28 protein-coding genes are annotated in these 26,797 nt (G+C 67.6%); 12 read left to right on the forward strand and 16 right to left on the reverse strand.

Going from position 1 to position 26,797, the window contains the following annotated elements; all coding sequences use genetic code 11:
• Positions 1–4: 4 nt before the first annotated feature.
• The 6 genes from H289_RS0128335 to H289_RS0128360 are packed head-to-tail and all read right to left on the reverse strand — an operon-like array spanning position 5 to position 5,526.
• Positions 5–238, reverse strand: a complete 234-nt coding sequence (locus H289_RS0128335; protein WP_020104241.1) for a hypothetical protein — start codon at positions 236–238, stop codon at positions 5–7.
• A gap of 46 nt (positions 239–284) precedes the next feature.
• Positions 285–1,112 carry a carboxymuconolactone decarboxylase family protein gene (locus H289_RS0128340; RefSeq protein WP_020104242.1) on the reverse strand — a complete coding sequence of 276 codons (828 nt, stop codon included), beginning with the start codon at positions 1,110–1,112 and terminating at the stop codon, positions 285–287.
• A gap of 16 nt (positions 1,113–1,128) precedes the next feature.
• A complete protein-coding gene (locus H289_RS0128345) occupies positions 1,129–1,941 on the reverse strand; it encodes a mycofactocin-coupled SDR family oxidoreductase (protein ID WP_020104243.1) in 813 nt (270 codons plus the stop codon).
• The gene (locus tag H289_RS0128350; protein WP_020104244.1) at positions 1,938–2,768 is read right to left on the reverse strand and encodes a mycofactocin-coupled SDR family oxidoreductase; all 831 of its coding nucleotides are present in this window, start codon (positions 2,766–2,768) and stop codon (positions 1,938–1,940) included. The genes H289_RS0128345 and H289_RS0128350 overlap by 4 nt, the downstream gene beginning before the upstream one ends.
• 20 nt (positions 2,769–2,788) lie before the next feature.
• Positions 2,789–4,246, reverse strand: a complete 1,458-nt coding sequence (locus H289_RS0128355; protein ID WP_020104245.1) for an aldehyde dehydrogenase family protein — start codon at positions 4,244–4,246, stop codon at positions 2,789–2,791.
• On the reverse strand, positions 4,243–5,526 hold the full coding sequence (locus H289_RS0128360; protein WP_029105871.1) for a cytochrome P450: 1,284 nt from the start codon (positions 5,524–5,526) through the stop codon (positions 4,243–4,245). The genes H289_RS0128355 and H289_RS0128360 overlap by 4 nt, the downstream gene beginning before the upstream one ends.
• Before the next feature lie 114 nt (positions 5,527–5,640).
• On the opposite strand from H289_RS0128360, the gene H289_RS0128365 reads away from it, so the two are divergent.
• On the forward strand, positions 5,641–6,240 hold the full coding sequence (locus H289_RS0128365) for a TetR/AcrR family transcriptional regulator (RefSeq protein WP_020104247.1): 600 nt from the start codon (positions 5,641–5,643) through the stop codon (positions 6,238–6,240).
• A 191-nt stretch (positions 6,241–6,431) separates the two neighbouring features.
• A complete protein-coding gene (locus H289_RS0128370) occupies positions 6,432–7,271 on the forward strand; it encodes a mycofactocin-coupled SDR family oxidoreductase (RefSeq protein ID WP_029105872.1) in 840 nt (279 codons plus the stop codon).
• Positions 7,272–7,281: 10 nt separating this feature from the next.
• Here the strand turns inward: H289_RS0128370 and H289_RS32130 are convergent, their stop codons facing one another.
• Positions 7,282–8,022 carry a hypothetical protein gene (locus tag H289_RS32130; RefSeq protein WP_155944290.1) on the reverse strand — a complete coding sequence of 247 codons (741 nt, stop codon included), beginning with the start codon at positions 8,020–8,022 and terminating at the stop codon, positions 7,282–7,284.
• A 1-nt stretch (position 8,023) separates the two neighbouring features.
• Between H289_RS32130 and H289_RS0128380 the strand changes: the two genes are divergently transcribed.
• Together H289_RS0128380 and H289_RS0128385 are read left to right on the forward strand one after the other, a co-directional pair.
• Complete coding sequence (locus H289_RS0128380) at positions 8,024–10,054, forward strand: cadherin-like domain-containing protein (RefSeq protein WP_231388147.1); 2,031 nt, start codon at positions 8,024–8,026, stop codon at positions 10,052–10,054.
• Positions 10,055–10,081: 27 nt separating this feature from the next.
• Positions 10,082–11,542, forward strand: a complete 1,461-nt coding sequence (locus tag H289_RS0128385) for an aldehyde dehydrogenase family protein (RefSeq protein ID WP_029105873.1) — start codon at positions 10,082–10,084, stop codon at positions 11,540–11,542.
• Between the two features lie 8 nt (positions 11,543–11,550).
• On the opposite strand, the gene H289_RS0128390 is transcribed toward H289_RS0128385, so the two are convergent.
• The 4 genes from H289_RS0128390 to H289_RS0128405 form a co-directional block, all read right to left on the reverse strand.
• A complete protein-coding gene (locus tag H289_RS0128390) occupies positions 11,551–11,889 on the reverse strand; it encodes a thiocyanate hydrolase subunit beta (RefSeq protein ID WP_020104252.1) in 339 nt (112 codons plus the stop codon).
• Positions 11,886–12,617 carry a thiocyanate hydrolase subunit gamma gene (gene scnC / locus H289_RS0128395; RefSeq protein ID WP_020104253.1) on the reverse strand — a complete coding sequence of 244 codons (732 nt, stop codon included), beginning with the start codon at positions 12,615–12,617 and terminating at the stop codon, positions 11,886–11,888. Before scnC ends, H289_RS0128390 begins: the two co-directional genes overlap by 4 nt.
• A 30-nt stretch (positions 12,618–12,647) precedes the next feature.
• Complete coding sequence (locus H289_RS0128400) at positions 12,648–13,487, reverse strand: SH3-like domain-containing protein (protein ID WP_020104254.1); 840 nt, start codon at positions 13,485–13,487, stop codon at positions 12,648–12,650.
• 204 nt (positions 13,488–13,691) lie between these two features.
• A complete protein-coding gene (locus tag H289_RS0128405) occupies positions 13,692–14,864 on the reverse strand; it encodes a Fic family protein (RefSeq protein WP_020104255.1) in 1,173 nt (390 codons plus the stop codon).
• Between the two features lie 182 nt (positions 14,865–15,046).
• Between H289_RS0128405 and H289_RS0128410 the strand changes: the two genes are divergently transcribed.
• Positions 15,047–15,748, forward strand: a complete 702-nt coding sequence (locus tag H289_RS0128410; RefSeq protein ID WP_020104256.1) for a DUF5666 domain-containing protein — start codon at positions 15,047–15,049, stop codon at positions 15,746–15,748.
• 2 nt (positions 15,749–15,750) lie between these two features.
• On the opposite strand, the gene H289_RS0128415 is transcribed toward H289_RS0128410, so the two are convergent.
• A complete protein-coding gene (locus tag H289_RS0128415; RefSeq protein WP_020104257.1) occupies positions 15,751–16,149 on the reverse strand; it encodes a VOC family protein in 399 nt (132 codons plus the stop codon).
• Positions 16,150–16,177: 28 nt separating this feature from the next.
• Positions 16,178–17,005: an oxygenase MpaB family protein gene (locus H289_RS0128420; RefSeq protein WP_020104258.1), complete on the reverse strand. Its 828-nt coding sequence runs from the start codon at positions 17,003–17,005 to the stop codon at positions 16,178–16,180.
• Between the two features lie 36 nt (positions 17,006–17,041).
• Between H289_RS0128420 and H289_RS0128425 the strand changes: the two genes are divergently transcribed.
• Entirely contained in the window at positions 17,042–18,007 is a 966-nt protein-coding gene (locus H289_RS0128425) for a cobalamin biosynthesis protein (RefSeq protein ID WP_029105874.1), read from the forward strand.
• Here H289_RS0128425 and H289_RS0128430 read toward each other — a convergent pair.
• Genes H289_RS0128430 through H289_RS0128440 form a run of 3 tightly spaced genes read right to left on the reverse strand, consistent with a single transcriptional unit; the run spans position 17,949 to position 19,988 of the window.
• A complete protein-coding gene (locus tag H289_RS0128430) occupies positions 17,949–18,824 on the reverse strand; it encodes an SURF1 family cytochrome oxidase biogenesis protein (RefSeq protein WP_020104260.1) in 876 nt (291 codons plus the stop codon). The two genes, H289_RS0128425 and H289_RS0128430, sit on opposite strands and share 59 nt — an antisense overlap.
• Positions 18,824–19,312: a low molecular weight protein-tyrosine-phosphatase gene (locus tag H289_RS0128435; RefSeq protein ID WP_020104261.1), complete on the reverse strand. Its 489-nt coding sequence runs from the start codon at positions 19,310–19,312 to the stop codon at positions 18,824–18,826. The genes H289_RS0128430 and H289_RS0128435 overlap by 1 nt, the downstream gene beginning before the upstream one ends.
• Positions 19,305–19,988 (reverse strand): HAD-IA family hydrolase, encoded by a 684-nt coding sequence (locus tag H289_RS0128440; RefSeq protein ID WP_020104262.1) that lies wholly within the window; start codon positions 19,986–19,988, stop codon positions 19,305–19,307. Before H289_RS0128440 ends, H289_RS0128435 begins: the two co-directional genes overlap by 8 nt.
• A 99-nt stretch (positions 19,989–20,087) precedes the next feature.
• Here H289_RS0128440 and cobC point away from each other — a divergent pair, with 99 nt between their 5' ends.
• From cobC to H289_RS0128470, 6 genes are all read left to right on the forward strand, one after another.
• A complete protein-coding gene (gene cobC / locus H289_RS0128445) occupies positions 20,088–21,098 on the forward strand; it encodes an Rv2231c family histidinol phosphate aminotransferase CobC (RefSeq protein ID WP_020104263.1) in 1,011 nt (336 codons plus the stop codon).
• Positions 21,095–22,219 (forward strand): Nif3-like dinuclear metal center hexameric protein, encoded by a 1,125-nt coding sequence (locus H289_RS0128450; protein WP_020104264.1) that lies wholly within the window; start codon positions 21,095–21,097, stop codon positions 22,217–22,219. Before cobC ends, H289_RS0128450 begins: the two co-directional genes overlap by 4 nt.
• Before the next feature lie 11 nt (positions 22,220–22,230).
• Positions 22,231–22,983: a zinc ribbon domain-containing protein gene (locus H289_RS0128455; protein WP_029105876.1), complete on the forward strand. Its 753-nt coding sequence runs from the start codon at positions 22,231–22,233 to the stop codon at positions 22,981–22,983.
• On the forward strand, positions 22,980–24,080 hold the full coding sequence (locus H289_RS0128460) for a bifunctional RNase H/acid phosphatase (RefSeq protein ID WP_020104266.1): 1,101 nt from the start codon (positions 22,980–22,982) through the stop codon (positions 24,078–24,080). Before H289_RS0128455 ends, H289_RS0128460 begins: the two co-directional genes overlap by 4 nt.
• Before the next feature lie 280 nt (positions 24,081–24,360).
• A complete protein-coding gene (locus tag H289_RS31565; protein ID WP_020104267.1) occupies positions 24,361–25,419 on the forward strand; it encodes a LuxR C-terminal-related transcriptional regulator in 1,059 nt (352 codons plus the stop codon).
• Positions 25,416–26,489: a response regulator transcription factor gene (locus tag H289_RS0128470; protein ID WP_020104268.1), complete on the forward strand. Its 1,074-nt coding sequence runs from the start codon at positions 25,416–25,418 to the stop codon at positions 26,487–26,489. The genes H289_RS31565 and H289_RS0128470 overlap by 4 nt, the downstream gene beginning before the upstream one ends.
• The last annotated feature ends 308 nt before the right edge of the window (positions 26,490–26,797 follow it).

Genomic DNA, 26,797 nt, shown 5'->3' on the forward strand with positions numbered 1-26,797 from the left:
TGGTCTAAAGGGATTCGATAACCCGGGTCGCGGTGGGCAGGTCGACTCCGGCCTCATCGCGGTATGCCTTGACGGCCGCGATCTTGTTGCCGGAGGCCAGTAGTTCGAGCACGCGGTTCGACACCTGCGTTTGCGCCATCGAACGCACATCGGGCAGCGGGATGCCGGTCTGCGCGTAGAGATGTCGGACCAATTGCTCCAGCGCGCCGAGCCGCTCGTAGATATCGTTCGTCGTCACGTCGCCAGTGTGGCACCTATGCGCCGGCTGTGGGCCGAAAGCGCCATCAGGTATCGGATGACTGCGGGGCGCCGTCGGCCTCAGCCGCCCACTCCTGCGTGACGCGCCGTTTCTGCTCGGCGGCAACCTGGCTCAGATGTGCAGCTTTGGGCCATCCGCAGTGCGCGGCGAATTGCAGTATCAGTTCGTCCATCTCGTCGAACGACACGTCGTGGCTCTTCAAGGCGGCGTAGACGTGGCTGACGATCGGAAACGGCGCGTCCTGGAACGCCACACAGGCCACGGTGATCAGGCGCCGTTCCTTTCGCGCCAACCCCGGCCGCAGCCACATTTCGCCGAACACGAAGTTCAGGATGCCGGCGCCTTGGAACGGGTTGTCCGGGTCGGGCGCGAACGGCAGGCAGTTGATGTCCTTGAAGCACTCCGCGCCGACGGCCAGCCGTTGGTCGGGGTCGCTGGGAGTGGAGAGCGGCAACAGTGGTTCAGGGTCGGGGACCGGCATGCCCCGCTCCTGATGGATGCGGTTCCATTCCTGGTCGACGATCATGTTGAAGCGCGAAGCCTTCGGCCAGCCGGCGTACACCGCGAAATGTAGGACGGTTTCGCGGATCTCGACGATCGTGATGTCACCGCTGTTCAGGGCGGCGTAAACATGGGCGCGCAACGGGTCTTCGGCATCGGCATCCGCGACGCAGGGGAGGGTGACGAAGCGCCGCTCGCGCCGGGTCAGGCCCGGTCTCTGCCATACGCCGGCGAAGACGAAATCCAATAGGGATTCGTCCACCGGTGTGGATCCCGGCGGTGCGGCAACCGTCATGACGTCGGCGTAGGCCGACTTGGCGCGTTCGAGACGGTCGGTGCCGATTCTCGTCATCGTCGTCCTTTCTGGCTCACCGAATCGTCACGCCGGCATCGACTTTGAGTTCCAGACCCGTGACGTATCGGGATTCGTCGGACATCAGGTACAGCACCGCGTTGCTGATGTCGACCGCCTCGGCCATGACGACCGGCAGGGCATTGGCGAAAAGTGGTGCCAGGTCAGGCCGCGTCTCCCGGATCAGGCCGTGCAGGGACGCCGGCTGCATTCCGGTCGGCACTCCGGTGGGATGTACCGTGTTCACGCGAATGCCCTGCGCGGCAAGCTCATTGGCCAGGCTCTTGCTGAGCCCCACGATCCCATGCTTGGACGCGGTGTAGGGCAGGTGCAGCGGTGTCCCCTTGGTACCGGCGGCGGAGCTGATGTTGACGATGCTGCCGCCGCGGTCGATCAGATAGGGCAGCGCGGCTCTGCACGTGTTCCAGGTGCCGATCAGGTTCACGTCGACCACCGCGCGCCACTGTTCGGTGGTGGTGGTGTCCCAGGTTCCCGCGGTGAGCACGCCGGCGTTGGCAATCGCGCCGTCGAGACCGCCCAACTGCCGCACACCGTCGTCGACCGCGGCCCGCAATGCGTCGGCATCGCGAACGTCGACGACATACGTCGCGGCACGGCGTCCGTATCCCCGGACGAGATTGGTGGTTTCGTCGAGGTCCTCGCGAGTGGCCAGCGGATACTCGAGGACCGAGAGGGACTCACAGATGTCCACGAGGATGAGGTCGGCCCCCTCCTCGGCCAGGCGCACGGCGTGGCTCCGGCCCATCCCGCGGGCCGCGCCCGTGATCAGTATCTTCTTGCCGGCGACTCGTCCAGTGATGACGTTCATAGCTTGTTGCAGAAGCCGGCGTCGACCGGAAGCGTGACTCCGGTGATGTACTGCGCGGCATCGGAGGCCAGGAAGGCGACGGCATGGCTGATGTCTTCTGGTTCGAGCAACCCGACCGGCATGGGGTTCTGCAAGTGTGGGCCGCCATCGGGATAGTTCTCCAGGAACGCCGTCATGGCCGGATTGACCGCCATCATGGTGTTGACAGCCGTCGGGTGCACGGTGTTCACCCGGATGCTCTGTGGGGCAAGCGCATTGGCCAGTGTCCGCATGAGACCGACGATGCCGTGCTTGGATGCCGCATAGCCCAGACCACCGGCCTGCGCACCGCCGAAGCCCTTCAACCCGGCAGTGGAGCTGGTGAAGATGATGGACCCGCCGCGCCCGCCGGCGAGGATGTGGGGGATCGCCGACTTGGCGGTGTGCAGGGCGCCCGTCAGATTGACGTCGATGACGTCGGTCCACATCTCGAGTTCTTCTTCGATGGTCAGTTCGCGGAATGCCATCGTGGCGATACCGGCGTTCGCGCAGACGATGTCGAGGCGGCCGAACTGCTCGACGCCGGCGTCCAGCGCCGACTTGAGTTCTGCGAAATCACGGACGTCGGCGACTGCGGCGACGATCTTGCCGCCGACGGATTCGACCAGTTCGACGGTTTCGTCGAGTTCGGCACGGCTGGCCATGGGGTAGCCGTTCGATGCGATGTCCGCGCAGATGTCCACGGCGATGATGCCCGCACCTTCTCTCGCGAGATGCACTGCGTGGCTGCGACCTTGCCCACGGGCCGCGCCGGTGATGAAGGCGACCTTCCCGTCCAACGATCCCATCTGAACTCCTTGCCGTGTAATCAAAGTTGGGTGTAAACCGTCTTGGTCTTCAGGAAGCTCTCGATCCCGTCGCGTCCCCATTCATGGCCCCAACCGGACTGCTTGTAGCCGCCGAAGGGCATCGAGTGGTCGAACACCATCTGGCAGTTCAGCGTCACGGTGCCGGCGTCGAGACGTTTGGCGAGTCGGTGCGCGCGGCCGATGTCCTTGGTCCAGGCGGTCGCGGCCAGCCCGTATTCGGAGTTGTTGGCCAGGGCCACGACTTCGTCGTCGTCATCGAACGGCAGGATCGCGACCACCGGCCCGAAGATCTCCTGCTGATACAGCCGCATACTCGGCGCGACATCGGTGAGAACCGTTGGGTGCACGAAGAATCCACTGCGATCCAGCCGGCTGCCCCCGGTGACCACCTCGACCCCGTCGCGGCGGCCGCCTTCGATGAAGCCCAGCACCTGGTCAAGTTGTTTGGCGCTGATGATCGGGCCGACCAGGACCCCGTCCTCTGTCGGGGCGCCGAGCTTCACCGAGTTCGCGATGTTGGCGACGCCCTCCACCACCTTGTCGTACACGCTGCGCTGGGCGAAGATTCGTGATCCGCTGATGCAGCCCTGCCCGGAATGGATGAAGATGCCCATCGCCGCCATCGTGATGGCGGTATCCAGGTCGGCGTCGTCATAGATCAAAACCGGTGACTTGCCGCCCAATTCGAGCGCGACCCGCTTGAGGTTGCCGCTGCCGGCAGCCTGCACGATCTGCTTGCCGACTTCGGTGGAGCCGGTGAAGGCCACCTTGTCGACACCGGGATGCGCGGTGATCGCCGCACCGACCGTGTGGCCGTATCCGGTGACGAGGTTGACTACGCCGTCCGGCACGCCGGCCTCGGCCAGGATTCGCTCCAGTATCAGGGCCGAAAGCGGGGTTTCCTCAGCAGGTTTGACGATGCAGCTGCAACCCGCGGCCAGCGCGGGCGCGAGTTTGGTGCACGCGTTGAACACCGGCCCGTTCCACGGGAAGATCAGTCCGACGACGCCGTAGGGCTCTTTGAGCGTGTAGGCGTGCATCGTGGTGAACGCGCCGGTGATGCCGCCGGTCTGCTGCACGTCGTGGGCGATGCCGTTGACCTTGGTGCACCAGCCGGCGTAGTAGCGGAACGATTCGGCGCACGTCGACATGATCGTGAACGCCTGGAAATAAGGCATTCCGGTGTTCAGGGAATCGATCTGGGCCAGTTCGTCGGCGTGCTGGTCGATCAGATCGGCCACCCGCCACAGCACTTTGGCCCGCTCGCTGCCGGGCAGCCCGCTCCACACCCCGGACGTGAAACTCTCGCGCGCACGGGTCACGGCGGCGTCGACGGCCTCGACGCCGCCGTCCCGGAATTCGGCGATCACCTCCTCGGTGGCGGGGTTGATGATCGCGATGGTGTCTCCGTTGCCCGGCCGACTCGCGATGTCGTCCAGGACCGACTGCACCGTCACTGCCGCACCTCGCTGAATTCGATGTGCAACTCGGTGAGGCCGCGCAGCAGGAACGTCGGCTCGTAGCCGTAGGTGCGGTGGCCCGGGGCGCCGTGCTTGGCCTCGCTGATCCGGATGTCGCGCGTCCGGTCCAGCAAGCGGTTGATGGTGACGCGACCCTCGACCCGGGCCAGGGGAGCACCGGCGCAGGTGTGGATGCCACGGCCGAAGGCGATGTGCTCGCGCACGTTCTTGCGGTCGAGGCGGAACTCATTGGGGTTCTCGAACTTTCGGGGATCCCGGTTTGCCGCCCCGAGACACAGCATCAGCACGGTGCCGGCCTTGATCGGCACGCCGCCCAGGGTGGTGGACTTGCGGCAGAGGCGGAAGTCCACCTTGGTGGGGCTCTCGATGCGTAGTGCTTCCTCGATGAAAGGGGAGATCAGGTCGCGGTTCTCCCGGAGGTGATGTTGGAGCTCCGGCCGGTCGCCGAGCACCTTGACCGCGGAGCTGAGCAGCTTCGTGACGGTCTCCTGTCCGGCGGCGAACAGGAACGTTGCCGGGCGCACCACCTCCAGCAGCGGCGGGACGGAGCCGTCGGGATAGGTGGCGGTGGCCAGCCCGGTCAGCACATCCTCGCGGGGGCTCTCGCGCCGGTCGGCGATGTACCCACTGAACAGATCGTCAAGGTACTGAAGGGGATTGGAACCGACGGGTTCGTGGTCCAGCGCGCCGACCCGCGAGCCCGGCGCGTTGCCGGCCCCGAGGTTGCGCCGGATCTCGGGACGGTCTTCCTCGGGCACGCCGAGCAGATCCGCGATCGCCAGCGTTGCGAACGGCTTGCCGTACTCACCGAGGAACTCGCACTGGCCGTTGGCGATGAACTCGTCGAACTGCCGGTCGGCGAGGCTCCAGATGTAGTCCGAGTTCTCCTGTAGGCGGCGCGGTGTCAACAACCGGCTCAGCAGGGATCGAGCGTTCTCGTGCTCGGGTGGGTCCATCACCACCATGTGCTCGAAGATCGGGAACTCGTGCCGGTGCGCCTCGATGAGCTCGCTGATGTCGTCGCCGTCCGGGGTGAACGGGAGCGGCGGGAACGGGCCGCCGATGGCGTTGACGGCCGAGAACGAATCGACGTCCTTGAACGCCGCCTGGACTTCCTGGTACCCCGTCACCGCGACCACGCCGTAGTGCGGTTCGCACACGACGGGCCCCTGCTGGCGCAGATGGTCCCAGTACGCGTACGGGTCCTGGGCGATTTCCGGGTTCGTGAAGTAGTCGACATCGGCGATGGCGGTCACGGTGGACTTGGGCTGCATGACAGCAACTCCTGATCGATCGATCAAAATGTTAGACTGCCGTATGCCTATCACGCGCCGCGACGGCCGGTCAAGCATTTCGGGGCGGACTCGTCGATGACTCAGGGGCGCAAATCGAAGGCCGATGACGGCGGTGCCCGGCAGCGTCTGATCGAGGCGACGGTGCAGATCATGCACGACGAGGGGTACGCCGCGGCGACCTCACGGCGGGTCGCCGCCCTGGCCGGCGTCAAGCAGGCGCTGGTCTATTACTACTTTCCGACGATGGACGACCTGTTCGTCGAGGCCTTGCGCGCCGGTGGCGAAGTGGCGCTGGAACGGCTCCGTGAGGTGCTGCTCGACGAGGACCCGCTGCGGGCGTTGTGGCGCATCAACAGCGACCCGCGGCAGACCGTTCTCAGTACGGAATTCATGGCATTGGCCAACCACCGCAAGGCAGTTGGCGCCGAATTGAAGGCGTACTCGGAGCGGGTGCGCGATATCGAAACCGCGGCGGTGACCTTGGTCCTGCGGGCCGGCGGTGTGGATCTGAACGCGTACCCGCCGGTGGTGATCTCCATGATCGTCGCCCAGATCGCGCGCAGTGTCGGCAACGAGGCCGCGGTCGGTGTCACGCGCGGCCACGAGGAGCTGCGCGACTTCATCGACCGGCAGATCGAGCTGCTCGCGAAGTCCGCCGAAGTCGTGCGCGACTGATTTCGGTCGGGTGGGCCGGTGCGCCCATCCTCTCGGGGGCTTCGGCGGCGGTCGCCGGCGTCTTCCCAACTCGTCATTGACAGCGCGGTGCGTCCGTGCCATGGTTCCTGATCGATCGACAAAATTCTGAGTCGATGAGCCGAACCGCCAGTTCTGCGGCGGCGGCGACAATCAGACAGCGAGGTGGACTCATGGCGGGACGGGTAGAGGGCAAGGTCGCATTCATCACCGGAGCGGCCCGCGGCCAGGGGCGTAGTCACGCTGTGCGGCTCGCCGAAGAAGGCGCCGACATCATCGCCATCGACATCTGCGGCCCGGTCAGCAGCAACCCGCAGATCGCCCCGGCTACCCGCGACGACCTCGCCGAGACGGCGGACCTAGTCAAGCAGCTGAACCGGCGCATCGTCACGGCCGAGGTCGACGTGCGCGACTACGCCGCGGTGAAGGCCGCCGTGGACAACGGCGTCGAACAGCTCGGCCGGCTGGACATCATCTGCGCCAACGCCGGCATCGGCAACGGTGGTCAGACGCTGGACCACACCAGCGAAGAAGACTGGACCGACATGATCGACGTCAACCTCTCCGGCGTCTGGAAGTCGGTGAAAGCCGCAGTGCCGCATCTCATCTCGCAGGGCCAGGGTGGTTCGATCATTCTGACCAGCTCGGTGGGCGGCCTGAAGCCGTATCCGCACACGGGCCACTACATCGCGGCCAAGCACGGCGTGGTCGGGCTGATGCGGACCTTCGCCGTGGAACTGGGGCACCACTCGATCCGGGTGAACTCGGTGCACCCGACGAACGTGAACACCCCGCTGTTCATGAACGAGGGCACGATGAAGCTGTTCCGGCCCGACCTGGAGAACCCGGGCCCCGACGACATGAAGGTCGTCGCGCAGATGATGCACGTGCTCCCGGTGGGCTGGGTTGAACCGGTCGACATCAGCAATGCCGTGCTTTTCCTGGCGTCGGACGAATCCCGCTATGTAACAGGTCTTCCCATGACCGTCGACGCCGGAAGCATGCTCAAGTAACCCCCTTTCGCTACAACAGAATCGCCCACAACCGAATAGGCATCAACCCAACGGCAACGGAGCCAAAGCCCATGGCCAATAACAGTTCTCGTGTCAACCCCCTGTTCGTCGCAGCCGCACCCGATGTGTCTGCCCACCACTCACCTCGGCAAGCTGCGAAGGTCGGCGGGTACGGTGGCCTGGCGGTCGCGGCCTGGCTGGTCACCGCGGTGGCGACCGGACATGGCGTGGCCGTGGCGGATACCGCCGGCGGATCGGCGAATTCGTCCACGTCGAGTTCCTCGAGCTCATCGGGTGGGTCGACGTCCTCGAGCTCGCCTGGCGGGACACCGGGTACCGCCGGCGGCACGACGTCGGGGACGACGGGAATCACTGGCGCCACCGGCGCTGCGGGGACCGCAGGAACAACCGGTTCATCATCCGCATCCGGGCCATCCGCGACACCGGGATCGACCACATCGAGTACCGAGGTGAGCTCGGGCGTGGTCGTCAGCAACACTGGCGGTGCCCATACCGGCACCTCGTCGACGACCCCGAAGGACGGCACCGACGAAAGTGTCAGGGGGAGCGGGAAACCCGGAGCGGCCAAGCCCAGCGCAAGCGGCAAGTCCGCATCGAAGTCGAGTGCGGGCACCAAGCCCTCGCTCAAGCCATCGCGCGTCGAGGCCACCAGCGCCGCCTCGAAACCCGCCGCCCAGACGGCGGTGAGCGCCGCCGCCGTCAGCACCAACGTCACCGCCAAGACTGCCACGGTGACTGCAGCGGCTGCGGCCACGACGACGCAGACGACGTCCATCGCCGCGCCGACGGCCGCTTCGGCCACGGCTGCGGTACCGCCCGTCGTGGCCGCTCAAGTTGTTTCTCCGGCAACAGGATTGGTGGGCTTCGTCAACGGTGTCGTGACCAACCTGCTCAATCCGTTCCTGAAGCCGGCGCCCCACACGCCCGAGCCGTTCGGACCCGCGGTGTGGGCGGTGCTGGCCTGGGTGCGGCGCAACGTGTTCAACCAGGCTCCGACCATCGCGTACAACCCGACCACCACGGTCCAGACCGGGCAGACCGTCACCGGCAATCTCGGCGCCACGGACCCAGAGGGTGACGCCCTGACCTACAAGGTCACGCAGGGACCGAAGTACGGCACCCTGACCATCGACCAGGCCACCGGCAACTTCACCTACACCCCGAACGACATCAATTACACGGCGGTGCAGACCGATTCGTTCTCGGTGTCGGTGACCGACGGAAAGTTCAACCTGCTGAAGCTGTTCAGTCCCCACAGCGCGAAGGCGGGTATCGACGTGTCGGTGCTCAACCCCGAGGTCGAGCGGGTGATCCTGAACCTGCCCAACACCATTGCCAGCCCGGCCAATCCGCGGTACTCGGCAGACGGCAAGTCCATCTTCTTCGCCGGCCAGCCGACTTCCGGGGGCCGCTCGGAGATCTACCAGATCAAGACCGACGGGACCGCGCTGCAATGTGTCACCTGCGGCGTCAGCGTCAGTGAGACCGGCAATCTGGCCAAACCCGTTCCCGTCGACGATGGTTCGGGCCGGGTGCTGGTGCTGGTGAACGTCGCCGGGCAGACGCCGCGGTACTCCATGCTGGAAACCGGAATCAACGGGACCGAGCTGGTGTCGATCACCACGCCGGCCGGCGGTGGATACGCCATCGACCCGCAACGCGAGATGCGGGTGTCGCCCGACGGCACCCACGTGCTGTACACCCGAATCGTGATCGGGCCCAACAATCTTCTGCAGGCCCTGCCGATCGTCGGCACGCTGACGCGCACCGATGCCGGCTACACGGTCACCGATGCCCGCGTCGTGTATCCCACCGGTGAAGGCAAACAGTGGACCCCGGATGGCAAGGGTGTGGTGATCCTCGGCGGCCAGTACGACGCCGGCAATGTGGACGACATCGAGGTCGACCTCGCCACCGGCAAGGTGACCAGGGTGACGGCCAACCTCGACTACGACGAGGACATGGACTACTCGCCCAATATGCAGTGGATCGCCATCGGCAGCACGCGCGGGCTGAATGCGCTGACACCGATGACGCGGATCATCCGGCAGAACTTCCTGCCGGTGTACGTCGGCGCACCCGTGTATCTGGAGTGGGCCGACCCGATCAACGTCTCCAACCAGGAGTGGATCGTCGCCGTCGGCGATGAGCTGAACCGGGAGAACGGTATTCCGCTGTTCGACACCGGCGACGGATACACCGCCCGAAGCATGCCGAGCTGGAATCCCGATGGCACCGCCGTCACGTTCTGGGAGTCCAGCGTCACCGATCCGACGGTGTCCCGACTGGTCATCGCGAATCTGAAGTACACCACCAGCGTCGGGCCGGTGGCGGCGGACCGGTCGACCCCGAGCTCCGATTCGTGGGCCCCGGCCCTCGGCAGCTATGTCGCCGCCACGACACCGCTGCCGGCCACCGGAACCTATGCGGGCGTCGGTGGTGGCACCGCGGTGGTGACCGAGGCGCCGGACGCGAACGATGCCACGCGCACCGTCCGCACGGTCACGTACACCAATTACGTGAACGAACTGGGGGAGATTCTCAACGGCACCGAATCGGCCGACTACAACGCGAGCCAGACGACGGTCCACTACCTGGCCGATATCACCGTCACCGGAGCCCACACCGGCTATCTGACGGCGGACGCGAACATCAACGCGTTCCAGCAGTCGCTGACCGGCACCATCACCTCCAGCGTCGACGGTGACGTGCAGTCACTGCCGGACCCAGATGCGGCGCATCAGGCACAGCAGGACGCCTAGCGGCCTTCTGGAGAGGGAATGGACCGCATGATCGGAATCGACATCGAATTACCCAGCGGTGCACTGCTTCTCGGCGGGGACCGTGTGACAGGTTCCTCCGGCGGGACGCATCATCACGTCTATCCCGGCACCGGTCGCGTGAACGCCGTCGTCGAGATGGCCGGTGCCGCGGAAGTCGACAGGGCAGTGGAGACGGCCACGCAGGCTCAGCGGAGGTGGATGTCGTACCCGCCCGACCGCCGCCGCGACATGTTGTTCGACCTGGCCGATCTCCTGGGCGAGCACCACGCCGAGTTCGCCCGCATCAACACCCACGACTACGGCGTACCGACGTCGCTGGCCGCAACGTCGATGCTGACCGAGCGGTTCTTCCGGTTCTATGCCGGGTACGCCGACAAAGCCGATGGCGCAAGCACTCCCGTGACGGGCGGGTTCGATCTCAACCTGGTGGAGCACGAACCGTACGGTGTCGTGGGTGTCATCGCGCCATGGAACGGTGCGCTCGTGGTGATCGGGATGGCGGTCGCACCCGCCCTGGCGGCGGGCAACGCCGTCGTCGTGAAGCCGTCGGAACTCGCGCCGCTGGCGGCACTTCGGTTCGGCGAGCTGTGCCTCGAAGCCGGTTTACCTGCCGGGCTCGTCAATGTGCTGCCCGCGGGCGCGGACGGCGGCGAAGCGCTCGTGCGGCACCCTGGAGTGGGCAAGATTCATTTCACTGGAGGCACGGCCACTGCCCGCAGAGTGCTGACCGCTGCCGCGGAGAACATCACGCCGGTGGTCGCCGAACTCGGCGGCACCGCTGCCGCCGTCATCTTCGACGATGCCGATCTGGATGCCGCCGCGAATCTGTCCGCGCATCAGGGGCCGATCATGCAGGCCGGCCAGAGTTGCGCCTGCAGCAGTCGAATCCTGGTTCACGACAACGTCTATGACGCCTTCCTGGACAAGTTCCTCGCCGCCGTCGAGCGGGCGCCGATCGGCGACCCGCTGCGCTCCGACGTGCTCTTCGGTCCGGTGATCAACCAGGCCGCCGTCGAGCGCGTCCTGGCGAGCATCGAGTCGGCGGTCACCGCAGGGTCCGGCGACCTCGTGCTGGGTGGCAAGCGGATCGGCGGCGAGCTGGCGTCGGGGTTCTACGTCGAGCCGACGGTGTTCGCGGACGTCGACAACCGCTCACCACTGGCCCAGCAGGAGACGTTCGGGCCCGTCGTGTCAGTGCTGCGGTTCCGCGACGACACCGAGGCGGTGGACCTGGCCAACGACACCCGGTACGGGCTCAACGCTTTCGTCCACACCACGAGTTTGCACCGCGCCCATACCGTGTCACGGCAGCTTCAGGCCGGGTCAGTCTGGGTGAACAGCCGAAGTGACATCCAACCGCAAAGCCCCTACGGCGGTTACAAACACAGTGGCATCGGCCGGTCCGGCGGAATCGAAGGCCTCCGAGAGTTCCGGCAGACCAAGAACATCCGGATCAAGGTGTCCTGAACCGTAGGTCAGGCCTCCAGCCGGGCGCGCACGCTCGCGAGGCGTTCCCGCAACTCGGCCTCGCTGATGACGCCGCGGCTGACGAGCGAGTGGGCGAGCGAGACCAGCTGACTCTCGGGGTACGGCAGGCCCGCATACACCGTGGCGGAGAGGGCGTCCTCCTCGTCGCGGCGCTCCTTGAAGCTGAGCACCTCGGCATCGCAGGCCGAATGGTCCAGTGCGTCGCACAGGCCGTCGAGGCTGGTTTTCCATGGGGGCACGGGGTTTTCGACGCCCCACTTGGCGGCCATGCGCGACCACACCTGGTCGCGCGTCACGATGTCCCGCAGCGGGGCGATGTCGCTCATCCGGCCGTCCCCGGGTGCATGGCCGGCCGCGTCGTCACGATCGCGTTGGTGGTGACACCCGGCTTCGGCAGCGCCACGCCGATCAGGCAGTCCCGCGTGATGATCTCGGCCAGTTGATCTTCGGTCCACCCGTCGGTGCCGTCGGGGCGCATCGGCATCACCATGAAGCGGTGCTTCTGGTTGGAGTCCTCGACCCGGACCTCGATGTCGTCGGGGAGGTAGAGCCCGAACTCGGCCAGCACCTGGCGCGGCCAACGCACCAGGCGCCGCCGGTAATTGGGTGTGCGGTACCACTCGGGTGAGTTCCCCAGGATCGGCCGGGGATAGCACGAGCACAGCGCGCAGACGATGACGTGATGCACCGTCGGCGTATCGGCGAGGATCTGGAACGCCACGAAATCGCTTGGCGTGCCGAAGCCGGTCGGCTCCAGCCAGTCGACGCCGACGGCCTTGCTGGCAGCCAGTGAGTCGTTGACGGCGAGTTCGGCGAACTCGGGATCGAGCCACGCGCGGGCGACGAGCCGCGCCGCCGGGGTGGGGCCGATCTGCTCGGCGAACTCGGTGAACCGCCGGTGCTCCGCGGCGGTAAAAATGCCTTTCTCGATACACAATTCGCGCAGTGCGATCTCGAGGACCTCGAAGTCGGTGATCTCGTCGACCATGGGTTTCACGGTGCGCGCGTGATCGTGGTCATGATCATGGTGGTGATCGGAGCCTGGATCAGACATGCAAATCCTTTCTGGCAAGGGTGATTCGAGCTAGGTGGCCGCTTCCAGCCAGCGTTCGGGGATTTCGGTGCGCAGGGTGTCCTGCTTGGTGCCGGTGTAGTCGTGCCACAGCTCGGACTGGTTGAACTCGACGACGTAGAACCACTCGGGCGGCGCCTCGGGGATGTCCCAGGTCTCGTCCTCCGGTGCCGGGCTCTCGTAGGCCAGCACGGCGATCTTGCCGGTCGCGCCCCGCACGTACTCCGGGGTGCGGGTGTAGAAGATCACCGGCAACTCGCGCACCCGCACGGCGTCACCGACTTTGAACTTCGGTGTCCCGGCCTTGCCGGCGTAAATCTGCGGATCCCCGATGCCCACCGCCTCGATGTGGTGCTTGTTGCGCTTGACGTTCGCGCCGTCGCCCTCGGATCTGGGCGTGGCTTCGAGGGTCTTGCCGTCGAGTCCGCCCTCGTAGCGCGCCTTGACCTCGGCCATCCGCTCCATGAGTTCGCCGAGGCTGATGTGGTGCTTCTCGATCAGGACCCGGGCGACCGACAGCAGCCAGCGGCCGTAATAGGGGAGACCGAGGTATTCCGCGCGGCCGACGTCGACGTTGCCGATGCGGCGCCGCTCCTCCGACAGCCAGATGCCGCGCCAGGCCAGCACCTCGCAGATGACGTACGTCATGTGTTCCCACAGCTCGTACTGCTTGTTGACGTACTCCATGGGCGCATCGGGCTCACCACCGACATCGTGGACAGGCTTGAGGTACGCCTGGATGCGGGCAGGGTCCAGCATGTCGGGGTAGGGCGCGTCGGGCAGCTCCGGATAGGACGATTTCAGGCGGGACACCAAGCCCAGTTGGGCTGCGCGCTCGGCCGCTGTGCTCATGACAGCTCCTCGGGTTGTGCAGACGCCACAAACTGACGCGAGGGCCGGTCCGGCATCCAACACGTACTGAGGAACGAACGCACCCCCGCGTCCTGGCTCACATGACTACGTAAGCGACCATATCCCCGCGTCGGCGCCTCCGTGCCGCTTTGTGCGATTCAGTTGAAGCCGTTGACCCTCAACCGTTTTGCGGCCAGGGCTCGATCACCCCCGCCGCCCGGCTCGTTCCGCGAAAGCGTCCAGCGCGGCAAGTACTTCGGGAGAACGCCACACTCGGTTTCGACGCCCATTGGTTGCCTCGGCAAGGAGGCCCGCATCGGTGAGCGGGTTCAGGTATCGGTGCGCGTTGGTGGACTCGATGCCCAATTCTTGGGCCACCAGTGCTGCGTTGATGACCGGACGGCGAGTCAACAGGTCGGCAACCTTCCAGATCGCCGAGTCGGACCGGGCGTTGATCACGCTGTTCCAGGACTCGCGAATGGCGCGCAGTTCGGCGACGAGTTGTCGCCCGTTGGCGATTGCCAGGATCGCAGCGTGTGAGAAACGCTCGACTATGGGCGCGGCGTCGCCATCTCGATAACTCGTCAGCGCGGCGAAGTACGCGTCGGTGTCGGCCAACAGCCCGGCTGAAACCGGCACCGTGACCTGGCGCGTGAGACCTTTGTTGCGCAGCATCGCTTGTACCAAGGCGCGGCCAGTACGACCGTTGCCGTCCGTGAATGGGTGAATGGTCTCGAACTGCGCGTGGCTTACCGCGATCTGCGGCAGCGCGGGAAGATCGTCGCGTTGGGCGAAGGCGATCAGATCGTCAATCGCCCCCGGAACCAATTCATCGCGTGGGCCGACAAATGTTGCGCCGATCGGAGTGGACCCGCCACCGATCCACACCGGCTCAGCGCGGAAATCGCCTGGCGTATGGCGCGGATCGTTGACCATCAATGCGCGGTGCATTGCGCGGATCGCCTCGGCGTCGATCGCATGCGACAGGGCGACCGCTGCCTGCATCGCGGCGGTGTTGGCAACGATCAGCTCCGCGTTTTGTTTCGCTTTGCCACCGGGCAGCTCGGCCTCACCTATTGCGCGCGCGGATGCGGTCAAGTTTTCGATCTGTGAGCTCGCAGCCGACTCCGACCGCAGCAGGACCGAAGCGAACGGCGCGATCTCGCCGCCCAATTCGGCATCGAACCGCGTCATCTCGCGGCTGGCGGACTCGGCGTCGGCCAGCACCGACGGCGATAAGTCGAGGGCCAGGTCCGCGATAGTGGTCGGTACGGCGGGGTGATAGGTGCCGTACCGCGGCCGCGCTGCACCCGCGTACGTAATGCTCTGCGGCTCCCAGCGAATGTCTTCGTAGCCGATGGGACGAAGTGAAGTCATAGCTGAAGTTTAACTTCATTTAACCCGTAAGTGAGGTTAATGAATGGAGTCAACTTCACTTACCGCATGTCCTGTGCTGACTTCGGGCGGGCGCCATATGAAACCCGGGTCCGCTCCCGGCGCCCAGCATCTTCATAACAAGATCTGAGCTGGTTCATTGCTGGGCCGGTCACTGTGGGCTCATGTCCACTACGTCTTGTACCCGGCGCTACGGCGTCGTCACCCTCGCCGGAGTCGCCGCGCTGTCCCTGGCGGCCTGCGGATCCTCGAGCACACCGTCGGCTGGCTCGACCACCGCCGGCAGCTCGTCGCCGTCGTCCGCCGCCCCCGCACCCGAAGGTCCGGGTGGCAAAGACCGGCTGTCCGGGCTGATCAACTCGGTGTCGGGCAGCACCGTGTCGATCACCGGAAAGGACGGGCCGGGCACCGTGGACATCACGTCCTCGACCCGCATCACGCAGCTCAGCCCCGGTCAGCTGACGGACGTCACGGCGGGCGAGTGCGTCGCGGTCCGCCCGGTGAAGGGCAACGACAACGGTTCCGCGGTGACGGCCGCCAACGTCCTCGTCGGCCGGCCCGGCAACGCGCAGTGCGGCCAGAAGGGCGGAAAGCGCGAGCACGGCATCAACGGCACGGTCGCCTCGGTCAACGGCAACACGATCCAGGTCACCGACGCCGACAACGCCCAGATCACCGTCACGGTGACGCCCGACACCCGCTACACCAAGACCGCCGGCGCGGATGCGAAGGCGATCGCCGCCGGGATGTGTCTGGGTGCGCGCGGCACCAAGGACGGCAACGGCGCCCTGCAGGCGACGTTCGCGATGGTGCGGCCTGCCGTCAACGGCGCCTGCGGCGGGGGCGGCGAGCGCCAGCACCGCTGACGTCACTCCGGGGGCGGCGCGAAGAACTCCAGTGCGATGCCATCGGGGTCGCGGAAGCTCAGGCCCGAGCCGTAGGGCGCGTCGACCACGCCGCCGTGGGTGATGCCCAGCGCCTCGAGCTTGGCAGCCCAGTCGACGAGCTCGGCCCGCGAGGCGCAGCCGAAACCGACGTGGTCGAGGCCGGCCCGGAACTCGCTGAACGGGCCGGGCTCGATGGCGCGGTCATGCTCGTGGATGCCGAACAACGTGCCGCCGGGCAGTGCCCACACCAGATGTCGGTAGCCGGCGTCGGTGTGTTCGTCGAGCACCGGATCGTAGCCGATCAGGGCGCGGTACCAGGGACCGCTGACCGCCATGTCGCTGACAGTGACCGCGACATGGTTCAGAGCTGCGAACGCCATGAGATGCCTCCTGATCGTGAATGTTGCGTCATACCACCGGTTTTCCGCGCCGTGCGCGGGCCCGCATGTCCCACAGGTACAGCTGGTAGCCGAACAGCCACACGTCGCGCGGAATCAGCCGGTCGGCCAGGCGCAGCGCTGTCAGCAGCCGGCCGAACCAGCGTTCCTGGCTCGGTGTCCACGCCAGTTTCATGTGGGTGCGGAACTCGGTGGGCAGGAAGCCCGTCGTCGCGAACAGGTTGAACGGCCCGGCCAGTTGCCGCAGCGGCGTGGGCAGGAATGCCAGCGACGCCACGCCGTGCAGATGTTCGCGAACGGGCTCGTCGATCTGCAGCTCGTCGAGCGTGCGTTTCCAATACTCGTCGAAGGCGACGCGATCGGCCGGCCACATGCCGTCGCGGACCTGCAGCGTGGTGCCCAGGGTGCGGGCGTCCTGATAGATGGCGTCCGCGGCCTCGGGGCTGAGCGGCCCGTACAGGAACTCGTGCTGGTCGACGTAGTAGCGGTAGAGGCACGACGCCACCCACAACTGCAGCTTCGGATCGAACGCGTTGTATTTCACCGGGCTGGACGCCGTCGACCGCACCAGCGCGTGCACCCGGTCCACCTCGCGGCGGATCAGCGCACGGTCGTCGTCGGTGCCGTACACCGCGGCCGCCAGATAGGTGCCGGTGGTGCGGGCGCGTTTGAACGGGTGCTTGTAGACGTTGCCGCTCTCCACAGGGCTCTCCAGCACGCCGTAACCCACCCCGGGCAGGGCCAGTTGCATGATCACGTTGGCCGCCGGCGCCAGCGCCGCCGCGGGGTTGATGAGGTCGACAACCCGCTTCGGGTGCCTGGGTGGACCGAGCCGCATGCTGCCGAGTAAACACCCTGTGAGACGCTGCCCGGCGTGTTTGACAGAAGCGCCCCGAGGGCGGCCGGTCTGGCGCTCGGCTACCTGGCCGATGTGTGCTGGGGCGATCCGCAGCGCGGTCATCCGGTAGCGCTGTTCGGCACTGCCGCGGCCGCCCTGGAACGCCGCACGTACCGCGACAACCGGCTGGCCGGGGCCGGTCACACCGCGGCGCTGCTGGTCGGTTTGGGCGCGCTGGGTTTCGGCCTGGAACGCCTCGCGCGCGGCCCGATGGCTAGGACATTGGTCACGGCCGCGGCGACCTACACGGTGCTGGGCGGGACGTCGCTGGCCCGCACCGGTGCCGACATGGCCGCACGGCTGGAGCGCGGCGACGTGGCCGCGGGCCGCGAGCTGCTGCCGTCCCTGTGCGGCCGGGATCCGTCAGCGCTCGACGCGGACGGGCTGGCCCGCGCCGCGCTGGAATCGGTCGCGGAGAACACCTCAGACGCGCAGGTCGCGCCGATCCTGTGGGGCGCGGTCGCCGGCGTGCCGGGCCTGCTGGTGTACCGCGGCGCCAACACCCTCGACGCGATGATCGGCCACCTCAACGCGCGCTACACCCGGTTCGGTTGGGCGGCAGCACGATTCGACGACGTCCTCAACTACGTGCCGGCCCGCGTGACGGGGCTGTGCGTCATGGCGGCCTCCGGTCGGCCCGCCGCGGCGTGGCGGGCCTGGCGCGCCGACGCGCACAAGCATCCGAGCCCCAACGCCGGGGTGGCGGAAGCGTCGTTCGCCGGGGCCCTGGGTGTACAGCTCGGGGGAGCGACGCAGTACGCGCACCGGCTCGAGATGCGGCCGACCCTGGGCGTCGGGCCCGCGCCCGTGCCCGCCGATCTGCGCCGGGCGGTGCGACTGACCCGCCGGGTGCAGGCGCTGGCGGCCGTGCTGGCCGTCGGGATCAGCGGCGCCGGCCGTAGCGGTCGGCGAGTTTCTGCTCGGTCTTCTCCTCGGCGGTGAGCGGGGCGGCCGGCTCCTCAGCGTTCGGGCCGGGGTCGGGGCCGCCGGAAGTCTCGGTGCTCGAACCGGATTGGGCCTTCTCCAGCCGGCGCTGCCGGATTTCGGCCAGCACGAAGTAGCCCAGCCCGATGGGCGCGACGATGCCGAACGCGATCCACTGGATGCCGTACGACAGAAACGGGCCGGCATCCAGGTGGGGGAGCGCGATGACCCCGAGACCGCCCGGCTGGCCCTCGACGAGCTGCAGGTATTCCGCCGTCAGCGGCACTTTGGTCAGCTGCGAAATCTGCGTCGGGGCGATCGAGTACACCTGCTGGATGCCGTCCTGCTTGAACGGTTCCTTGCCCGACATGATCGGCTCGGCGTCGCGTAGGCGCCCGGTGATCGTGACCGTCCCCGTCGGCGGTGCGGCGAACGGCGGCACGCCCGGCCCGTCGCCCTGCTTCACGTAGCCGCGGTTCACCAGCACCGTCGGGCCACCGTCGACTGCGAACGGGGTCAGCACTTCGTAGGACGGGTCACCGTCGTCGGTCCGCAGCCGAACCAGCACCTGTGCCTCGGGGCGGTAGTGGCCCGTCGCCGTCAGCCGTCGCCACTGCGCGTCCGGGGCCGACGAATCCTGGTGCGGCAGGACCGAGATGAGGGGCGCGGGGTCGGTGTTCAGCGACGACGCGATCTGGTTGTTCTCCCGCGAGGTGCGGGTGTTCTTGCCCAGCTGCCACGGCGCGAGCACCGTGAAGCACAGGTAGGCGAACGCGATCACGACGACGAACAGGGCCAGCCACTGCGGCCGGAGCAGGAACCCGAGCCGGCGCATCAGTCGCCTCGCTCCGCCAGTTGCTTGTCGACCCAGTCGTGCAGGCCCGGCAGCGAGGCCTCGATCACCGCGAAGGTCTCCTCGAAATCGTCGATGCCGCCGTAGTACGGGTCTTCGACGTCGAGCGCGTGGGCGCCCGAACGCGGGTCGAACGAGCGCATCATCCGGACCCGGTCCGGGTCGGCGCCCAGGTCGCTGAGGATGCGGGTGTGGTTGCGGCCCATGGGAACGATCATGTCGGCGGACAGATGGTCGTCGTCGATGGCCGCGGCGGCGTGCGCGGTGGGATAACCGTGCGCGCGCAGCACCCGTTCGGCGCGGCTGTCGGCGGGGTCACCGGCGTGCCAGCCGCCGGTGCCGGCGCTGGTCACCCGGACCACGTCGGCCAGTCCGCGCTCGTTGATCTGGTGGGCGAACATCTTCTCGGCCATCGGGGACCGGCAGATGTTGCCCGAACAGATGAAGGTCACGTGCACGCGGTCAGACACCCAGCACCTCCCGTAGCTCGTCGACGGTGGCGACCCGCCGGACCGTCGAGTCGTCAGTGAAATCGCTTGCGCCGTAACCCCAGTCGACGACGACGGTGTCGATGCCGTGGTGGGCGGCACCGTGGACGTCGTGCGATCGGTCGCCGACCATGAGCACCTGTTCGGGTACCGGGGCCAGCTGGGCGAGCGCATGCGCGACGACGTCGGCCTTGGCCGACCGGGTGCCGTCGACGCTGGCGCCGGCGACGACCTCGAAGTGCTCGTCGATGCCGAAGTGCTCGACGATGCGCCGGGCGGTCGGTTCGGCCTTCGACGTCGCGACGGCCAGGCGTACTCCCGCGGCCCGCAGGTCGGCCAGCAGGTCCTCGATACCGTCGAACATGCGGTTCATGGACCAGCCGCGGGTGGTGTAGTCGGCGCGGTAGGCGGCGATGGCCTCGTCGGCCTTTTCGCCCAGGCCCAGCGAGCTCAGCGTCACGTGCATCGGCGGGCCGACGATTCGTCCGGCGAGGTCACCGTCGGGAACGTCGGCGCCGACGGCGCCGAGCGCATGGCGGAAGCTGGCGACGATGCCCTCGGCGGAGTCGGTCAGCGTCCCGTCGAGGTCGAATAGCACCAACTGCGGGGTCACGGTGTCATTGTCCCTGATGTATCTGGCCGCCTGCGCCGCGCGCATCGTTTCTGCGCGAGAAGGACCAAATGGCTGCTGCGAGGGCACTACGAGCGACCATTTGGTCCTTCTCGGCTTCCGAGACCTCTGAACTAGGGTCTACCTGTGGAACCCGGGGCGCGCTATCACGGCGATCAGGCTGTGGCGCCCGGCATGCTCGACTTCGCGGTGAACGTCCGCGGCGCCGGCCCGCCGCAGTGGCTCGCCGACCGGCTCGCGGCCCGGCTGGCCGACCTGGGCAGCTACCCGACCTCCGCCGACGTGGCTGCGGCCCGCGCGGCCGTGGCGGCCCGGCACGGCCGTGACCTGCAGGAAGTGGCCCTGCTGGCGGGCGGCGCCGAGGGATTTGCGCTGCTCCCGCTGCTGCGCCCGCGCCTGGCCGCGCTCATCGCGCCGTCGTTCACCGAGCCGCAGGCCGTGTTCGACGCCGCCGGCGTGGCCGTCGCGCACGTGGTCCTGGATGCACCGTTCCGGCTGTCCGGCGCGGCGGTGCCGGCCGAGGCGGACCTCGTGGTTGTGGGCAATCCCACCAATCCGACGGGCGTCCTGCACCGCCGCGACGAGATTCTGGCGCTGCGGGCGCCGGGTCGCATCGTGGTCGTCGACGAGGCCTTCGCCGACGCGGTCCCGGGTGAACCGGAGTCGCTGGCCGGGCGGTCACTGCCCGACGTCGTGGTGCTGCGCAGCCTGACCAAGACGTGGTCGCTGGCCGGGCTGCGGGTCGGCTACGCGCTGGGCGCCCCCGAGGTGCTGGCGCGGCTGACGGCGCAACGCCCGCACTGGCCGCTGGGGACGCTGCAGTTGGAGGCGTTGACGGCGTGCAGTGCGCCGGCCGCGGTCGCCGAGGCCGAGGCCGGGGCGCGCCGGCTGGCCGACCTGCGGGCCGAGATGGCGGCGGGTCTGACGACCGCCGGTTTCCCGGTGACCGACGGCGTCGCCCCCTTCGTGCTGTTCTCGGTGCCCGACGCCGAACTGGCCCGGAAGTACCTGGCGGAGAAGGGGATTGCGGTGCGCCGCTGCGACACGTTCGTCGGGCTGCCCGGCGGCTACCTGCGCGCGGCGGTCCGGCCGGAATGGCCGGTCCTGGTCGAGGCCCTACAGGAGGTGCTCTGGTGAGTGTGCCGTTGCGTGACGTCATCGCCGCGCTGGACCGCGCGTACCCGCCGGTCCTGGCGCACAGCTGGGACTCGGTGGGCCTGGTGTGCGGCGACCCGTCCGAGTCCGTGGAGTCGGTGACCGTGGCGGTCGACGCCACCGCGGCCGTCGTGGCATCAGTGCCCGACGGCGGACTGCTGCTGGCGCACCACCCGCTGCTGTTGCGCGGTGTCGACACCGTGGCCGCCGACACCGGCAAGGGCGCACTGATCCACTCGCTGATCCGCCGCGGCGCGGCGCTGTTCAGCGCGCACACCAACGCCGATGCGGCCGCGCCCGGGGTGTCGGATGCCCTGGCCGAGGCGCTGGGCCTGCAGGTCGACGGTGTGCTCGACCCCGCCGAGGCGCGCGCTGACCTGGACAAATGGGTCGTGTTCGTGCCGCACGTGAACGCTGACGCGGTCCGGGATGCGATGTTCGCCGCCGGTGGCGGCCAGATCGGCGACTACTCGCACTGCAGCTGGGCGACCATGGGCGTGGGCCAGTTCCTGCCGCACGAGGGTGCGTCGCCGACCATCGGCATGGTCGGCGCCATCGAGCAGGTCGCCGAGGATCGAGTCGAGGTTATCGCGCCGTCGCGGCTGCGGCGGGCGGTGCTGACGGCGATGCGCGCGGCGCACCCCTACGAGGAACCGGCATTCGACGTGCTCACGTTGGCGCCGCTGCCGTCGGACGTGGGGATCGGGCGCATCTGTTCGCTGCCGGAGCCGGAACCGTTGTCGGCCTTCGCTTCCCGTGTCGCGCGCGGTCTGCCCACCACATCGTGGGGGGTACGGGCATCGGGTGATCCCGACGCGCTGGTGTCACGTGTCGCGGTCTGCGGCGGCGCGGGCGACTCGCTATTGGGCGCGGTGACGCGGTCGGGCGTCGACGTCTACGTGACCTCCGATCTGCGGCATCATCCGGCCGACGAGCACCGCCGCGCATCGGACGTGGCGCTGGTCGATGTGGCGCATTGGGCGAGTGAATTTCCGTGGTGCGAGCAGGCCGCCGGGGTCTTGCGTGCACAATTCGGTGATGCGTTGCCGGTGCGGGTCAGCCAGATCCGTGCCGACCCCTGGAACGTCGAGATAACCTGCTGAGAGACGTGAAGATGAAAGCTGAAGTGTCGCAACAACGTTTGCTGCTCGAGGTGGCCGAAGTGGACGCCGCGCTGACCCGCCTGACGCACCGGTCGACGCACCTGGTCGAGCAGCAGCGCTTCGACGCCGTGCAGGCCGAGCACCGCGAGGCCAACGATCGGTTGGCGGCGCTGAGCATCGCCGTCGAGGATTTGGACGCGCAGATCGCCAAGTTCGAGTCCGAGATCGACGCGGTGCGCCAGCGTGAGGCCCGCGACCAGCAGCTGATGGACAGTGGCTCGGTCGGCGCGAAGCAGGTGGCCGAACTGCAGCACGAGCTGGAGACGCTGCAGCGCCGGCAGGCCGCGCTGGAGGAGCAGCAGCTCGAGATCATGGAACGTCGCGAAGAGCTGCAGGTCGAGCAGAACGAGGAGCTGGCCCTGATCGACGCGCTGCAGGGCGACCTGACCTCGGCGCAGGTCGAGCGCGACCAGGCGCTGGTGTCCATCGACGAGCAGCGGAAGGTGGCGGCCGACCGGCGCAAGGCACTGCTCGACTCGGTGGCCCCGGAACTGGCCGAGATGTACGAGAAGCAGCGCAAGCTGGGCGGCCCCGGCGCGGGGCTGCTGCAGGGCAGCCGCTGCGGCGCCTGCCGCATCGACCTGGATCGTGGTGAGCTGTCCCGCGTTTCGGCGGCTGCTCCCGATGACGTACTGCGTTGCCCCGAGTGCGGGGCGATTCTGGTGCGGGTCAAGGACTTCCGTGCGGGAGAAACCGGTCTGTGAGAGTTCTGGTCGAGGCCGACGGCGGGTCGCGCGGCAACCCGGGACCCGCGGGCTATGGCGCCGTGGTGTTTTCGGCCGACCGCGCCGAGGTGCTGGCGGAGAGCAGTGCCTCCATCGGGGTGGCGACCAACAACGTCGCCGAATACCGGGGGCTGATCGCCGGCCTGGAGGCCGCGGCGGCCCTGGACGCGGATGACGTTGCGGTGTCGATGGATTCGAAGCTGGTGGTCGAGCAGATGTCGGGCCGCTGGCAGGTCAAGCACCCGGACCTGATCCCGTTGAACCGCGAGGCAGTGGCACTCGCGCGGCGGTTCGCGCGGGTGAGCTACACGTGGATTCCGCGGGCGCAGAACGCGCACGCCGACCGGTTGGCCAATGAGGCCATGGACGCCGCGGCGGCGCCGGCGGTGGCGCCGACTGCTGCGGTAGCTGAACCGAAAGCCGCTGCGGCACAGCTGTCCCCACCGGGCTGGACCGGCGCCGTCGGCGCGCCGACCCGGTTCCTGCTGCTGCGGCACGGGCAGACCGAACTGTCGGTGCACCGGCGCTACTCGGGCCGGGGCAACCCGCCGCTCACCGAATTGGGTCGTGAGCAGGCCGCGGCGGCTGCGACGTATATCGCTGGCATCGAAGGTATCTCGGCGGTGATCAGCTCGCCGCTGCAGCGCGCGCTGGATACCGCGAAGGCGGCGGCGAGCGCCCTCGGCCTCGACGTCACCGTCGACGACGACCTCATCGAAACCGACTTCGGTGCCTGGGAAGGCTTGACGTTCCGCGAAGCGGCCGAACGGGATCCCGAGTTGCACCGCAGCTGGCTGGGGGACACCAGCGTCGCACCGCCGGATGGGGAGAGCTTCGATACGGTGACGCACCGGATTCGCCGGGCCCGCAACCGGATCATCGCCGAGCACGGCGCGACGACGGTACTCGTGGTCTCGCATGTCACGCCGATCAAGACGATCCTGCGGCAGGCGCTCGATGCGGGGCCCGGCATCCTGTACCGCCTGCACCTGGATCTGGCGTCACTGAGCATCGCGGAGTTCTTCGGCGACGGCGGTTCCGCGGTCCGGTTGGTCAACCAGACCGCCTACCTGTAGGCCCGTCTCTCGCCCGCCGGATCCGGTCCGGCGGTTTGCTGACTCACAGGTTTGTTGCGTCAGGACAGACCAGGGCGGGCAGCGCTCGTTTTTTCGTCGGTTGCGGACATAGGTCGAAAGCTGTCGCCCGCGCAGAATCTGCGTAGCAACATTCCGAACGGTTGTTGAACGCGCATCGATCGCAGCTGGGCAGAGCTGTCGCGTGTCCGACCCGTCTGGCCGCGCACACCGCGGAACGTGTTGGCACCAGTCCTGATTTGACCTCGAGGCAGGGGAGTGAATGGCCACGCTCATCGCCGGGCACGCCGAGACGACGACCGGGGCGGACCGCCTGCACTCGCTGGGCCGCAATCTTCACGGTCCCGGCGCCTACCGCGAGCTGGACCGGCAACTGGACCGCTTCCGGCGCCGCCTCGAACGCCAGCGCAGTGCCGGCACCGCGACCGAAGACCTGTTGGCCGGCGTCCAGCGGCTCCGCCGTGAGCTGAGCGGTCGCGCGGTGGCCCATGGTGCCGGGCGACTGAGCGCCATTCGTCATGCCGTGGACTCGCTGCGCGGCACCTCGTCGCGCGAGACCATCAAGGCCGCCATGACGCTGTTGTGCCGAGACTTCGGATTCAGCCGGGTCATGGTCTCCACGGTCCGTGAGCACGACTGGTTGCCGCGGCACCTGCATGGCCGTGGTGCGACATCGTGTTCCTTCCACGGGTTCTCGGTGGGGGTGCCGGTCCGGCTCGAGGACGCCGAGGCCGAAGCCGCCCTGATCCGCGGGAGACACGGGGTCGTCGTATCCCGCCCGACCGCATCGGCTCGGCAGGACTACCTCGCGGCGCCGATCACCGTCGGCGGCGGGGTGATCGGGATGCTGCACGCCGATTTCCCCGAAGCACCCGGCACCACGGTCATGGATCAATTCGACCTGCTCGAGGCGTTCGCCGAATGCCTCGCTGTCGTGTACGAGCGGGCCGTTCTGGAAGAGAAGGTGTCGCAGCAGCGCATCGAGGTCGACAGGCTCTGCGCCACAATGGATCAACTCATGACGCGGCCCGGGCCGGGTGTCGCCGCTGTGTCGGCCGCGGGTGACTGTGATTCGGTGGCCCCGCCCGCGAGTGAGCCCGCCGTCCTCCCCGAATTGACCCCGCGCGAACGGGAGGTCATGTCCTACGTGGCGACCGGCGCCACCAACCGCGACATCGCGCGCTGCCTGGACATTTCCGAAGGCACCGTCAAGTCCCATCTCAAGCGCATCGCCGAGAAGTTCGGCACCACCAACCGCGCGGCCGCCCTCGCGATGTATCTGGCCATGGACGCCGGCGTGGGGAGCGGACGGCTGCGATGACGCGCCGTGCGATGGTGACCAGGCTCAACCAGATCGACGGACACCTGCGCAGCGTGCTCAACCTGCCGAGAGCGGACAAGGCGACCACTCTCGAGCAAGCCATCGCGAACTCGGCGGCAACCACTGAGGAAGTGCTCTTCGGCGACGACGGTGAGGGCATCGCACTCATGCCGGCCGTGGCGCAGCGGCTGCTGATGGCATCGTTGCAGGCGCAGGTCGAGGCGCGCCTGATCAGCGGTGACGACTCCGGTGCCACGGCGCGGTCGGTGATCGACAGCATCCGGCGGTTGAAAGCGGCGCCGACGCTGCAGGCACTCGAGCGCCAGGTGTGCACCGAGCTCTGCCACACCATTGGGTTCAGCAGCGCGGTGCTGTCGTCCATCGCGCCCGACAAGTTCATCCCTGTGACATCGCACGGCACGCGCGGAACCGGAAAACCGTTGCCGCGCAACGCCGCTGCCGCCGAGCAGGACTGCGTGCGGTTCCGGCGGATCATCCACGCCGGCGGCGATGAGGCGCCGGCCAGCGAGGGCTTCTGCGAAATACTGGGCGCCGCCGACTATCTGGTCGCCCCCATCGTCGTCGAGTCGAAAGTGGTGGCACTCGTCCACATGTCCCGCGCGCGGGGCGCCATCGCCGATGGTGACGTCGATACGCTGGGACTGCTGCTGGCGGTGTATTCGTTCGTCTACGAGCGGCTGTTGAATTCGGCGCGGGTCGAACAACTTCGGGTATCGATCATCGGAGCCGCCGCCCGCCTGGCAGAGGAAGCCGACCGCATCGCCGGAACCGCCGTCAGCCTGGACGCCGGCGGTGACGACGACGTGTTCGCGACGGACGCTGCGGTCGATGCCTTCACGGCGGCGTTGTCCAACCGCGAGCGCGAGGTCTTCGCCAGGATGGTGCGGGGCGACTCCAACGCGGAGATCGCCGAGGAACTGGTCGTCTCGGTGGAAACCGTCAAGACGCACGTGAAACGCATCCTGCGCAAGATCGGCGCCGCCAATCGGTTGGAGGCGATCACGCTCTACATGGACGCCCAATCCAGATTCGGTGAACAGGCGCAATAGCCGCACACGCTGTCTCTCCGCAGGGCGCCGGCATGCAGCCGATTATTGCCGCAGTGGTGAATTAACAATCCGGTCGGAATTCTCGTTCGGATGCGAATTCAGCAATCTTCTGATATGGCTTAACTGTGCTATTGCTGCGGAATTCCCATTCCGTGTATGGGGTGTGATCTGAAACACGCCTATCACCCTGATGGGGGACAAATCACAGCCGTGAATCCCTCCATCTAGAGGTGGTTGGCAGCTGAGCTGCATTGATAGCGTCTCCACCCATGTTGGCCGCAGCGATCGCTTATCGACCATCCGTAGTG

Origin of the sequence: Mycobacterium sp. 360MFTsu5.1 (assembly GCF_000383495.1) — a bacterium.
GTDB lineage: Bacteria > Actinomycetota > Actinomycetes > Mycobacteriales > Mycobacteriaceae > Mycobacterium > Mycobacterium mucogenicum_B.